The following is a 12,398-nucleotide window of genomic DNA, read 5'->3' on the forward strand; positions in this document are numbered from 1 at the left end:
GGTACGGCGGGGACGGGGCAGCCGGGCGGGTCCGCTCAACCCCCTTCGCGCCAGCGGTTGGTGATGGGCAGGCGGCGGTCCTTGCCGAAACCCTTCGCCGAGATCTTGGTACCCGGCGGGTACTGCCGCCGCTTGTACTCCGCGGTGTCCGTGAGCTTGAGCACGCGCGTGACCAACTCCTCGTCGTACCCGGCCGCGACGATCTCGTCGCGGCCCTGGTCCCGGTCGACGTACAGCTCCAGCACGCGGTCCAGCACGTCGTAGTCCGGCAGGGAGTCCGTGTCGACCTGGCCGGGCCGCAGCTCCGCGCTCGGCGGCTTGACGATCGAGTTCTCCGGAATCGGCGGCGTCTCACCGCGCGCCTCCGCGTCCGCGTTGCGCCAGCGGGCCAGGCGGAAGACGGTGGTCTTGTAGACGTCCTTGATCGGGCCGTACGCCCCCACCGAGTCGCCGTAGAGCGTGGAGTAACCGACCGCCAGCTCGCTCTTGTTGCCCGGGGCGAGCACGATCTGGCCCTCCTGGTTGGAGATGGCCATCAGCGTCACCCCCCGCAGCCGCGACTGGAGGTTCTCCTCGGCGAGCCCGGTCAGCTTCAGGGACTCCATGTAGGCGTCGAACATCGGGGCGATCGACACCGTACGGAAGTTGAGCCCGGTGCGGCGGGCCAGCTCGGCCGCGTCGCCCTTGGAGTGGTCCGAGGAGTACGCCGACGGCATCGACACCCCGTACACGTTCTCCGCGCCGACCGCGTCGCACGCCAGGGCCGCGACCAGCGCGGAGTCGATACCGCCGGACAGCCCGATCAGCACCGAGTGGAAGCCGTTCTTCTCGGCGTACGCGCGCAGGCCGGTGACCAGCGCGCCGTAGATCTCCGCCTCGTCGCCCAGCCGTTCGGTCTCGACGCCGGTGAACTCCGGCCGGTACGCGGGGACCGGCTCGGCGGAGAGCGTCACGTGGCGCAGCTCCAGGCCGTCCGCGACCCGTCCCGCGGGCACCTCGGCGGCCGCCGCGGGCAGTTCCAGGTCGAGCAGCACGCACTCCTCGGCGAACTGCGGCGCCCGGGCGATCACCTCGCCGTCCGCCCCGACCACGATCGAGTCGCCGTCGAAGACCAGCTCGTCCTGCCCGCCGACCATCGCCAGGTAGGCCAGCGTGCAGCCGGCCTCCCGGGCGCGCTTGCGGACCAGGTCCAGCCGGGTGTCGTCCTTGTCGCGTTCGTACGGCGAGGCGTTGACCGACAGCAGCAGGCCCGCGCCGGCCTCCCGGGCGCCCGGTACCCGGCCGCCGTCCTGCCACAGGTCCTCGCAGATCGCCAGCGCCACATCGACGCCGCCGACCCGGATCACCGGCATCGTGTCGCCCGGCACGAAGTAGCGGAACTCGTCGAAGACCCCGTAGTTCGGCAGGTGGTGCTTGGCGAAGCGCAGCGCGACCTTGCCGCCGTGCAGCACCGCCGCGCAGTTCTGCGGCGCGCCGGCGGGCTGGCCGTACTTCGGCTGGGCGTTCTCGCTGCGGCCGAGGTAGCCGACCACCACCGGCAGCCCGCCCAGCCCCTCCGCGGCCAGGTCGCGCGCCAGGTCCTCCAGCGCGGCCCGGCTGGCCTCGACGAACGACGCGCGCAGGGCGAGGTCCTCGACGGGGTAGCCGGTCAGCATCATCTCGGGGAACGCGACCAGGTGGGCACCCTGCTCGGCCGCGTAGCGGGTACGGCGCAGCACCTCCGCGCGGTTCCCGGCGATGTCGCCGACGCGGGAGTCGATCTGATTCAGTGCGAGGCGTAGTTGAGGCACGCCTCCCAGTCTAATCGTCACCCCGACGCGATGTCGCTGTCGCCCTTCCCACACCGAACCCGGAAAACGCGGCGCCCGAGCGGCCGGGCGGGGGAGGATCGGTGCCATGAGCGCCGTTCCGTGGAGCACCCACGCCCTCGACCTGCGGTCCGACCGGGTGGTGAAGACGTTCCTGCGCGGACGCCACGACGAGTGCGGGCGGGAGTGGCGGGCGCTGACCCTGCTCGACGCCCACGCGCCCGGCCTCGCCCCCGCGCCGCGCGGCTCGGACCTGACCGCCGAGCAGCCGGTCGTGGTGATGTCGCGGCTGCCCGGCGAGCCGCTGCGGGGCCGGCCGCTGGACGCCCGGCGGCTCGCGGCACTGGCCGCGACCGTGGGCGAGCTGTACGCGGCGGTACCCGCCGAGGTGCTGCGTACGGTCCCGCCCCGCCCGAACCGGCCGGAGCGGCTGGTCGCCCAGATCCACGCCTGGACGCCGGACGTCCGGCCGCGGGTCGGCGCCGAGGTGGGCGCCGCGATGGACCGCGGCCTGGCATGGCTGGCCGGGTCGGGCCTGGAGCGCGCCCCCGCCGACGCACCGGACGTTCCCGCGGTCTTCGGTCCCGGCGACGGCAACCTCGCCAACTACCTGTGGGACGGCGCCCGGGTGCGGGTGGTCGACTTCGAGGACTCCGGCCGCAGCGAGCGCCCCTTCGAACTGGCGGAGATCACCGAGCACGCGGGCTCCTGGGTCGAGCACCCGCTCGACGTGGAGGCGTTCCTGGGCCGGTTCGACCTCGGCGCCGCCGAACGCGTCCGGCTCGGGCAGTACCGCAGGCTGCTGGCGCTGGTCTGGCTCTTCCTGGTCTGCTTCGACGACCCCGAGCGCCCACGCAACCCTCCCGGCACCCAGGAGCGCCAGGCCGGCCGGCTGCGACGGCTGCTCGGCTGAGCCGGGGCCCGGGCGTACGTGCCGGGCCTGGCGTACGTGCCGACCCGGGTGTACGTGCCGACCCGGTCGTGTAGACCCGGGTCCGGGCATACGTATGGGGCCGGCCCTGACAAGGTGAGCCGGCCCCACACGTGCTGTCGCGCGCTCCCGCGGACGACGGGCCCAAGCCCGCCGCCGGCGACCGCGCACAGGAACACCGTAACCGTTTCCGGTCAACGGGGGAACGGGTTCCGGGTGGCAGGGGCGCCCTGGCGCGGCGCCCCCGCCCCGGAGGTGGTCCGGTCAGACGCGCAGCCACACCGCCGTGTCCTGCGGCACCCGGCCACTCTCCGTCAGCGGCCCCGACGTGAGCAACAGCTCCTCGTGCGCGGGCAGTTCCACCGCGGCCTCGCCGAGGTTCACCATGCAGACGAACCGGTCCGAGCGGCGGAAGGCGAGCACCTCGACATCGCTGTCGAGCCACTCGAACGGGCCGTCGCCGCCCAGCTCGGGCTCGTCCTTCCGCAGCCGTATCGCGGCGCGGTAGAGCGAGAGCATGGACGCCGGGTCGGCGGACTGGATCTCGGCGGTGCGCGCGGCCCACTCCGCCGGCTGCGGCAGCCACGACTCGGCCGAGCCGGCCGGGCTGAAGCCGAACGGCGGGACGTCACCGGACCACGGCAGCGGCACGCGGCAGCCGTCGCGGCCCGGGTTGGTGCCCTCGGAGCGCAGGTACATCGGGTCCTGCAACTTGCCGGTCGGGATGTCCTCGACCTCCGGCAGCCCCAGCTCCTCGCCCTGGTAGAGGTAGACCGAGCCGGGCAGCGCCAGCGTCAGCAGCGCCGCCGCCCGGGCCCGGCGGGTGCCCAGCTCCAGGTCGGTCGGCACCCCGAACGCCTTGGTGGCGAAGTCGAACCCGGTGTCCTGCCGGCCGTAGCGGGTCACCGTGCGGGTCACGTCGTGGTTGCACAGCACCCAGGTGGCGGGCGCGCTCACCGGCGCGTGCGCGGCCAGCGTGGTCTCGATCGAGGTGCGCAGCCGGGCCGGCTCCCACGGGCAGGCCAGGAAGTCGAAGTTGAACGCGGTGTGCATCTCGTCCGGCCGCAGGTAGCGGGCGAACCGCTCGGCGTCCGGCAGCCACACCTCGCCGACCAGGATGCGGGTGCCGGGGTAGGAGTCGGCGATCCGCCGCCAGTCGCGGTAGATGTCGTGCAGGTCGTCGCGGTCGACGTACGGGTGCGCGGGCAGCACCGCGTCGGCGCCGGCGGACGGGTCCGGCAGGTCGGGCAGGTCCGGGTCCTTGGAGACCATGGCCGCGGAGTCGATGCGGACGCCGCCGGCGCCGCGGTCGAACCAGAACCGCAGGATGTCCTCGTGCTCGGCCAGGACCTCCGGGTGGTTCCAGTTCAGGTCCGGCTGCTCGGAGTCGAAGAGGTTCAGGAACCAGTCGCCGGGCGTGCCGTCGGGGTTGGTGGTGCGGGTCCAGGCCGGGCCGCCGAACTGCGACGGCCAGTTGTTCGGCGGCAGTTCGCCGTGCTCGCCGCGGCCGGGCCGGAACCAGAACCGCTCGCGCGCGGGCGAGCCCGGGCCGGCCGCCAGGGCCTCCTTGAACCAGGGGTGCACCGCGGAGATGTGGTTCGGCACGATGTCGATGATGGTCCTGATGCCCAGCGCGACGGCTTCGGAGATCAGCTTCTCGGCCTCGGCGAGCGAGCCGAAGACCGGCTCGACGTCCCGGTAGTCGGCGACGTCGTAGCCGCCGTCGGCCATCGGCGACGGATACCACGGGCTGAACCACAAGGCGTTGACGCCCAGCTCGGCCAGGTACGGCAGCCGGGAGCGCACGCCGGCGAGATCACCGGTCCCGTCTCCGTTGCTGTCAGCGAAGCTTCGCGGGTAGACCTGGTAGATGACCGCGCCGCGCCACCAGTTCTCGTCGGCCTCGGGCTGAGGGGTGTCTGCCACGTCAACGTCCTTTCGGGCAGGTGGGACCCCGCCGCCGGCCCCTGATGGCGGGGATGCTGGCATGAGGACCGGCGGCGGAGTGCTGCTGGGTGGTGCGGATGGGGCTTGCGGGTGCGTGGGTTGTGCGGTCGCAAGGCCGGAGGAGCGGTCGGGGCGTCAGCCCTTGAGGCTGCCCGCGGTCAGACCGGACATGATGTTGCGCTGGAAGAGCAGGAAGATCAGCAGGGTCGGCACCGCGGAGATGGCCAGCGCGGCGATGATGACGTTCTCCGGGACGCCCTGCGAGAGCGAGTTGATACCGAGGTTGATCGGCTGCTTGTTCGGGTCGGGCTCCACCAGCATCGGCCAGAGGAAGTCCTTCCAGACGTTGACCACCGCGAAGATCGACACCACGCCGAGGATCGGTCGGGACATCGGCAGGATGATCGACCACAGCGTGCGCAGCGGGCCGGCGCCGTCGATCGAGGCGGCGTGCATCAGGTCGTTCGGGATCGAGTCGAAGAAACGCTTCAGCAGGAAGATGTTGAAGCCGTTGGCCACTGTCGGCAGCCAGATCGCCCACGGGGTGCCGATCAGGTTGAAGTGCAGCAGCGGCAGGTCGAGCACCGTGACGTACTGCGGGACGATCAGCACCGCGGACGGGATCATCAGCGTGGCCAGCATGCCGGCCAGGATGATGTTGCCGAACACCGGCCGCAGCTTGGAGACCGCGTACGCGGCGGCGACGTCGAAGACCAGCTGGAAGAGGAGCGCGCCGAACGCGTAGTACAGCGTGTTGAAGAGCAGCTTGGCGAGCTTCAGCTGGGTCCACGCGGTGTGGTAGGTGCCGGGCTTGGGGTGCTTGGGGAAGTACGTCGGCGGGTTCGCGACGACCTCACTGGCGGACTTGAAGCCGCCGGTGACCATCCAGTACAGCGGGCCGAGGAAGACCAGGGTGAAGACGATCAGCACCACGGTCAGCACGATCCGGTAGGTGATCCTGCCCTTGCGGCGGCTGAGCGCGGCCGACGAGATCAGGGTGCGGTTCGCTTGCGAGGAGATGGCTGCCATGGTCCGTTATCCGTCCTGCTCGCTGGTCCGGCTCAGCCGCGTGTAGACGCCCGAGAAGACGATCAGCACCAGCAGCAGGAAGAGGCCCAGCGCCGCGGCGCTTCCGAGGTTGTTGTAGCGGAATCCGTACTGGTAGATCATGTAGACGACCGTCATGGTCGAGTTCTCCGGGCCGTTGCCGCCCGCCAGCACGAAGACGTTGGTGAACTCCTGCATGGTCGCCACGATCTGCAACAGCAGCATCAGCGACAGCACCATGCGGGTCTGCGGGATCGTGACGTGCCAGATCTTGCTCCACAGCCCGGCGCCGTCCAGGTCGGCGGCCTCGTAGAGCTCGCCGGGTATGTTCTGCAGCGCGGCCAGGTAGATCAGGGTGGCGCTGCCCATGCTCATCCAGGTGGCCGCGATCACCACCGAGATCATCGCGGTATGGGACGAGTCGAGCCATTGCGACGTCGGTAGGTGGAGCGTCTTGAGGATGTGGTCGAAGAGACCGTAGTCCGGGTCGTAGAAGTACTTGAAGAGCAGGCCGCCGGCCACCGGCGGGAGCATCACCGGCAGGTAGACGAGGATGCGCAGGTAGGCCTGCGCGTGCCGCAGCTCGTTGAGGATGATCGCCACGAAGAAGGGCAGCGCGAACCCGATGACCAGCGCGTAGCCGGTGTACTCGGCGGTGTTCTTCCACGCGGTCCAGAAGAACGGGTCGTGGTAGACGCGGTCGAGGTTCTTCATCCCGACCCAGGACGTCACGCCCCGCTTCTTGTCCTGGAAGCTCATGATGAACTCGCGGACCATCGGGTACCACGAGAAGGCCAGGAAGCAGATGACCGCGCCGACGAGGAAGCCGTAGGCCTGGAGGTTCTCCGCCACCTTGCGGCGCAGCCCGCTTCTCTCGGCACGTCGGCCTGGGCCGGCCGGGCGCCCGGCGTGGCGCTTGGTCGTTTTCTCGGGGACGGTCGTCGCCGCCATGAGGGCTCCTCGGCTGAAAGTGGTGCGGTGATGTCAGGTGCCCGCGAAGCGGGGACCGGTCGCCGGACCGGCCCCCGCGGGGCTGTGCGGTCAGCTACTGGCGGCCAGGAGCTGGTTCACCTGGTCGGTCGCGGTGTTCAGCAGCTTGTCGATGTCCGCGTTCTTGTTGGTCAGCACGCCGGACATCACGGTGTCGAGGACGGTGTAGACCTTCTGCGCGTTCGGCGGCTCGGCGAGCACCGGGGTGTCCACGCCGGTGTAGGTCTTGAAGTTGTCCACCGGGATGGTCGCGCTGGCGGCCTTGAGCTGGTTGTCCTGGTCCTTCGCCGAACCGGTGAAGAAGAAGGGCTCGGGCAGGCCGACCGGCAGGCCGTCCGCCTTGGTGCGCACGTAGTTGAACTGGCCCTTGCCGAGGGTCAGGTACTTGTAGTTGATCCAGGCGATGCCGGCCTTGATCTGGTCCGGGCTGTCCGACTTCTTGAACATGTAGTCGTTGCCGCCCATGAGCGCGATCTTGCCGCCGGGGATCGGGGCCATGCCCAGGTCCTTGTAGTCGGCGTGGTACTGCTGCACCTCAAGGGTGACGTCGTCGGGCGCGCCGACGTACATGCCGATCTTGCCGGTGCCCATCGCCTTCTGGACGTCACCCCAGACCAGGCCGGGGGTGGCGGGCATGGACTTGTCGGTCCAGCGCATGTCGTGCAGGGTCTGCAGGACCTGCTTGGTGCCGGCCTCGTTGAAGGTGGCCTTGCTGCCGTCCTCGCTGACCGCGCGGACGCCCATGCCGTTCATCTCGGAGACCAGGTGCCAGCCGCCCTGGTTGCCCGCCGAGTTGTCCATGTAGCCGGTGATGCCCTTGCTGCCCAGCTTGTCGCTGATCACCTTGGCGTCCTGCCGGACCTGGTCCCAGGTGGTCGGCGGGTTGTTCGGGTCGAGCCCGGCCTCCTGGAAGATCTTCCGGTTGTAGATCAGGCCCATCTTGTAGTTCGAGGTGGGCAGACCGTAGAGCTTGCCGCCGTCCTTGAGGACGTTGAGCACGCTCGGGTCGATGCCCGCCAGGTTCGGGATCGTCTTGGCGTTGACGTAGTCCGAGATGTCGGCGGCCTGGCCGGCGTCCAGCACCTGCTCAAGGTCGGTGTAGTACGAGTAGAACGTGTCCGTCTGGCTGCCGGCCTGCAGTTGCGCGGTGAACTTGGCCGGGTCCTCGCACGGGAACGCGTCTTTGCTCTTGACCGTGACGTTCGGGTAGATCTTGTTGAACGCGGCGACGTCCTCGATCCACTCCTTGCGCTCGGCCTTCTTCGTGGTCGGCGGCTCGCAGTCGACGCTGATGGTCACCTTGGTCTTCTTGTCCAAGGGGGTTCCGGCGCTGGCGCTGCTGGGCTTGCTCCCGGAGTCGTCCTTCTTGCTGCTGGAACACGCGGCACCGGTCAACCCGATCCCCGCGACCAGCGCGACTGCCACCAGTCTGCGGTAGCCGATTCTGCTCATTTTCTACCCTTCCCCTGAACCACTGCGCGTCGTTGGACTGCGATCTGGGACCCCCGTGGCACGTGAGGCACATGCTGTCCGGCGCGAGAGTGCGCCGCCGTCCCGGGTTGGCTCAACGTACTTAACCCGATAGATGTCCGCAAGATGTCGCGTGAATTTCGCAAAGACACGACTTGGTTACGACGGGAAGGTGTGCGGTGTCGTCGGGGGTCGGCGGCCCATGACCGCTGGTCAGGGGCGCTTGACGGGTGCCGGTCACGAATGAGGGGCGCGGGGCACCGCGCGACCAGCCCGTCGCCGTGGCACGCCGGGTTCGCAGGCCCAGCCGCAACGATGAGTTTCCGGACCACCGGCCGGTGGCCGGTTCCTCGCGCAGTTCCTCGCGCCCCTGGGGTCACCCGGGCGTGCCGGGCGCCGTTCACGCGTTGGCGCGAGCCTCGGGGTGGGGGATGCGGGCCGCGTCGCGGACCGGTCCGGTGGACCCGCGGACCACCAACTCCGGCTCGAAGAACAGCTCGTCGTGGTCGACCGAGGCGCCGCTGATCTCGCCTGCGAGCAGGTCCACCGCGGCCCGCCCCATCGCCTCGATCGGCTGCCGGACCGTGGTCAGCGGCGGCTCGGTGCAGTTCATCAGCGAGGAGTCGTCGTAGCCGATCACCGAGATGTCCTCGGGCACCGACAGCCGGCGCCGGCGGGCGGCCCTGATCGTGCCGAGCGCCAGCAGGTCGGAGGCGCAGATGAACGCCGTGATGCCGCGGGCCAGCAGCCGGCTCGACGCGGCCTGCCCGCCCTCCAGCGTGAACAGCGCGTGCTCGACGGTGACCGAGGGGTCGACCCGGCGGGCGGCGGCCAGTTTGCGGCGCGAGGGCACGTGGTCCGGCGGGCCGAGCACCAGCGCGATCCGTTGGTGGCCAAGGGAGATGAGGTGGTTCATCGCCTGCTCGACCGCCACCGCGTCGTCGCACGAGACCCGGGGGAAGTCGAGATGGTCGATGGCCGCGTTCATCAGCACCGTGGGCAGGTTGCGCTCGGCCAGGCGGGCATAGTGGTCGTGCGGTGACTCGGCCTGGGCGTAGAGCCCGCCGAAGAAGACCACACCGGAGACGTGCTGCTGGAGCAGCAACTCCACGTAGTCGGCTTCCGATACGCCGCCGGCGGTCTGCGTGCACAGCACGGGAGTGAACCCCTGTTGGGCCAGCGCACCGCCGACGACCTCCGCGAAAGCGGGGAAGATGGGGTTCTGCAGCTCGGGCATGACCATGCCGACCAGCCGGGCGCGTTCCCCGCGCAGCTGGGTGGGCCGTTCGTATCCGAGCACGTCAAGGGCGGTGAGGACCGCAGCCCGGGTCGCATCGGAGACGCCCGGCTTTCCGTTCAGCACGCGGCTGACGGTGGCCTCACTCACCCCGACCTTCTTTGCCACCTCGGCAAGTCGTCGTGTCATGGCGTCGATTCTAGTACAGGTACCGCAAGATTCTTGCGGCCTATTTGCGAGATCTCTGCAAGCCATCCAATTTTTGCGAAATCCGATCGACATCTTGCTGTGTCGTGTTCGTCATCCCTAGGGTGTGCGTCACATCAGCGACTCCCGTCAGAAGGGAACCCCCCCACCCCATGGACACCAGACGTCGCTCCTCGCTTGTGCTGGCCTCGGCCACCGCGGCGGCAGTGGCCGCGGGCGGCCTGATCGCCCTGACCCTCACCGCCCCGGCCGCCAGCGCGGCCAACTCCGCCAAGGCGTCGGCGGTCTCGCCGTTCGACGTCAGCGGCGGCGCGTCGGTGCCGTTCACGGAGTACGAGGCCGAAGCGGCAAACACCAACGGGAAGGTGATCGGGCCCGACTACACCCAGGGCACCGTCGCCTCCGAGGCGTCCGGCCGCCAGGCGGTCACCATCAACCAGGGCCAGTACGTCGAGTTCACCCTCACCAAGGCGGCGAACGCCGTCGACGTCGCCTACAACCTGCCGCAGGGCGCCTCCGGCACGCTGTCGGTCTACGTCAACGGCACCAAGCTCAGCCAGAAACTCGCTGTCACCTCGCAGTACAGCTACGTGGACACCGGCAACATCGCCGGCTCGAAGACCCACCACTTCTTCGACGACTCCCGTATACAACTGGGCCAGAACCTCGGTTCCGGCGACAAGGTCAAGCTCCAGCTCGACTCGGGCGACACCGGCACCGCCACCATCGACGTGGCCGACTTCGAGCAGGTCGCGGCGGCCGCCGCGCAGCCCGCGAACTCGGTCTCGGTGGTCGACGACGGCGCCGACCCCAGCGGCAGCGGCGACTCGACCCAGGCGTTCCGCCAGGCGATCACCGACGCCAAGGCCGCGGGCAAGGAGGTGTGGATACCGTCCGGCGTCTACACGATCACCTCGCAGCTCCCGATCGACGACGTCACCGTGCGCGGGGCGGGCAACTGGTACTCGGTGGTGCACAGTTCGCACTTCATCGACCAGACCAGCGCGACCGGCAACACCAAGCTCTACGACTTCGCGGTCATCGGCGCGGTCAGCACCCGCAACGACAGCTCGCCCGACAGTTTCGTCACCGGCAGCCTCGGCCCGAACTCCGTGGTCTCCGGGATGTGGATTCAGCGCGAGAAGTGCGGCCTGTGGCTGACGGGCAACAACGACAACCTCACCGTCGAGAACAACCGGATCATCGGCACCACCGCCGACGGCCTCAACCTCGACGGCAGCGCGCAGGGCGTCACCGTCAAGAACAACTTCCTGCGCAACCAGGGTGACGACTCGCTCGCCATGTGGTCGCTGGGCTCGCCGGACACCGGCAACACCTTCACCGGCAACACCATCGTGCAGCCGAACCTGGCCAACGGCATCGCGATCTACGGCGGTTCGAACAACACCGCGTCGAACAACGTGATCGCCGACACCAACGCGCTCGGCAGCGGCATGGCCATCTCCAACCAGGCGTTCCTGCAGCCGTTCAACCCGCTCTCGGGCAAGGTCACGGTCTCCGGGAACACCCTCATCCGCACCGGCGCGATGAACCCCAACTGGAGCCACCCGATGGGGGCGTTGCGGGTCGACTCGTACGACTCGGCGATCACCACGGTGGACGTCCAGATCAGTGACACCACCTTCATCGACAGCCCCTACAGCGACTTCGAGTTCGTCTCGGGCGGCGGCCACGGCTACGACGTCAGCGGGGTGACGGTCAGCGGCGCGACCGCGACCAACACCGGCACCGTGGTGGTGCAGGCCGAGACGCCCGGCTCCGCGACGTTCAGCAACGTCACGGCCACCGGCACCGGCGCCACCGGCGTCTACAACTGCTCCTACCCGGTGGGCCTCGCGCCCTTCACCATCAACCAGGGCACGGGCAACAGCGGGTGGACCGGCACGTGGGGCGACTGCTCGACCTGGCCGCAGCCGGGTGCCGGTGACAGCAGCGGCGGCACGTCGTCGGGTACGTCCTCGGGTACCTCTTCGGGTACGTCCTCCGGCACGACTTCCGGTTCGACCGACGGTGGGACCACCGGCGGCACGACGCCCCCGCCCAACGGCAACCTGGCGCAGGGCCGCCCGGTCACCGACACCGGCCACGACGATGTCTACGTCGCGTCCAACGCGGTCGACGGCGACGCCAACTCCTACTGGGAGAGCACGGACAACGCCTTCCCGCAGTCCCTCACCGTCGACCTCGGCTCCACCCAGACCGTCGGCCGCCTCGTCCTGAAGCTGCCGCCGGCCACCGCGTGGGCCACCCGGACCGAGACCCTCTCCGTCCTCGGCTCCACCGACGGCTCCACCTTCACCTCGCTCAAGTCCTCGGCCGGCTACACCTTCGACCCGTCCTCCGGCAACACCGCGACGGTCTCCCTCGGTTCGGCCTCCACCCGCTACCTGAAGCTCACCTTCACGGCCAACACGGGCTGGCCCGCCGCCCAGCTCTCCGAACTGGAGGCCTACGCCTCGTAGTTCGCCCTACGGCCCTACGGCACGTGCGCGACCCAGGGTGCCCCTGTTCCCGGAACTCCAGCCGGGGACGGGGGCGCCCTTCACCTGTGCGGCGCGTGCTCGGCCAGCACGGTGCGGAGGAAGGTCAGCGAGTCCGCCGGCGTGAGGGCGCTGTCCCGCAGCAGGTCGTAGGCGAGTCGCAGCGGTTCGACGTCTTCGGGTTCTTCGACGAGGTGGCCGCTCCAACTGCTTTGGGTGTAGGCGACGGTGTGGCCGTCCTGGAAGAAGATGAGTTCCAG

The 12,398-nt window shown here is 69.7% G+C and carries 9 protein-coding genes; 2 read left to right on the forward strand and 7 right to left on the reverse strand.

All coding sequences use genetic code 11. The annotated features are described in order from the left end of the window. Positions 1-35: 35 nt before the first annotated feature. Positions 36-1,790 (reverse strand): NAD+ synthase, encoded by a 1,755-nt coding sequence (locus AB0399_RS33225; RefSeq protein WP_366413834.1) that lies wholly within the window; start codon positions 1,788-1,790, stop codon positions 36-38. Between the two features lie 106 nt (positions 1,791-1,896). Between AB0399_RS33225 and AB0399_RS33230 the strand changes: the two genes are divergently transcribed. Continuing rightward, the gene (locus tag AB0399_RS33230; RefSeq protein ID WP_366413835.1) at positions 1,897-2,721 is read left to right on the forward strand and encodes a phosphotransferase; all 825 of its coding nucleotides are present in this window, start codon (positions 1,897-1,899) and stop codon (positions 2,719-2,721) included. 282 nt (positions 2,722-3,003) lie between these two features. Here the strand turns inward: AB0399_RS33230 and AB0399_RS33235 are convergent, their stop codons facing one another. From AB0399_RS33235 to AB0399_RS33255, 5 genes are all read right to left on the reverse strand, one after another. After that, complete coding sequence (locus AB0399_RS33235) at positions 3,004-4,665, reverse strand: glycoside hydrolase family 13 protein (protein ID WP_329370143.1); 1,662 nt, start codon at positions 4,663-4,665, stop codon at positions 3,004-3,006. A 156-nt stretch (positions 4,666-4,821) separates the two neighbouring features. Beyond that, positions 4,822-5,715, reverse strand: coding sequence for a carbohydrate ABC transporter permease (locus AB0399_RS33240; protein ID WP_328463280.1), 894 nt, complete (start codon positions 5,713-5,715; stop codon positions 4,822-4,824). 6 nt (positions 5,716-5,721) lie between these two features. Beyond that, complete coding sequence (locus AB0399_RS33245) at positions 5,722-6,684, reverse strand: sugar ABC transporter permease (protein WP_329370146.1); 963 nt, start codon at positions 6,682-6,684, stop codon at positions 5,722-5,724. Between the two features lie 90 nt (positions 6,685-6,774). Then, positions 6,775-8,175 carry an extracellular solute-binding protein gene (locus AB0399_RS33250; RefSeq protein ID WP_329370148.1) on the reverse strand — a complete coding sequence of 467 codons (1,401 nt, stop codon included), beginning with the start codon at positions 8,173-8,175 and terminating at the stop codon, positions 6,775-6,777. 418 nt (positions 8,176-8,593) lie between these two features. Then, the gene (locus AB0399_RS33255) at positions 8,594-9,619 is read right to left on the reverse strand and encodes a LacI family DNA-binding transcriptional regulator (RefSeq protein WP_329370150.1); all 1,026 of its coding nucleotides are present in this window, start codon (positions 9,617-9,619) and stop codon (positions 8,594-8,596) included. A gap of 170 nt (positions 9,620-9,789) precedes the next feature. Here AB0399_RS33255 and AB0399_RS33260 point away from each other — a divergent pair, with 170 nt between their 5' ends. Then, on the forward strand, positions 9,790-12,120 hold the full coding sequence (locus AB0399_RS33260; protein ID WP_329370152.1) for a discoidin domain-containing protein: 2,331 nt from the start codon (positions 9,790-9,792) through the stop codon (positions 12,118-12,120). Positions 12,121-12,200: 80 nt separating this feature from the next. Here the strand turns inward: AB0399_RS33260 and AB0399_RS33265 are convergent. Then, positions 12,201-12,398, reverse strand: a 198-nt coding sequence (locus tag AB0399_RS33265; RefSeq protein WP_366413836.1) for a Scr1 family TA system antitoxin-like transcriptional regulator, incomplete at its 5' end; no start/stop codon positions are given.

The organism is Streptomyces sp. NPDC088194, from assembly GCF_040702025.1.
Lineage (GTDB): Bacteria > Actinomycetota > Actinomycetes > Streptomycetales > Streptomycetaceae > Actinacidiphila.

Excerpts from the sequence above, each read along its gene's own strand:
- AB0399_RS33230 (WP_366413835.1), top strand. The coding sequence starts at position 1,897 with ATGAGCGCCGTTCCGTGGAGCACCCACGCCCTCGACCTGCGGTCCGAC.
- AB0399_RS33240 (WP_328463280.1), bottom strand. The coding sequence starts at position 5,715 with ATGGCAGCCATCTCCTCGCAAGCGAACCGCACCCTGATCTCGTCGGCC.
- AB0399_RS33245 (WP_329370146.1), bottom strand. The coding sequence starts at position 6,684 with ATGGCGGCGACGACCGTCCCCGAGAAAACGACCAAGCGCCACGCCGGG.
- AB0399_RS33250 (WP_329370148.1), bottom strand. The coding sequence starts at position 8,175 with ATGAGCAGAATCGGCTACCGCAGACTGGTGGCAGTCGCGCTGGTCGCG.
- AB0399_RS33255 (WP_329370150.1), bottom strand. The coding sequence starts at position 9,619 with ATGACACGACGACTTGCCGAGGTGGCAAAGAAGGTCGGGGTGAGTGAG.
- AB0399_RS33260 (WP_329370152.1), top strand. The coding sequence starts at position 9,790 with ATGGACACCAGACGTCGCTCCTCGCTTGTGCTGGCCTCGGCCACCGCG.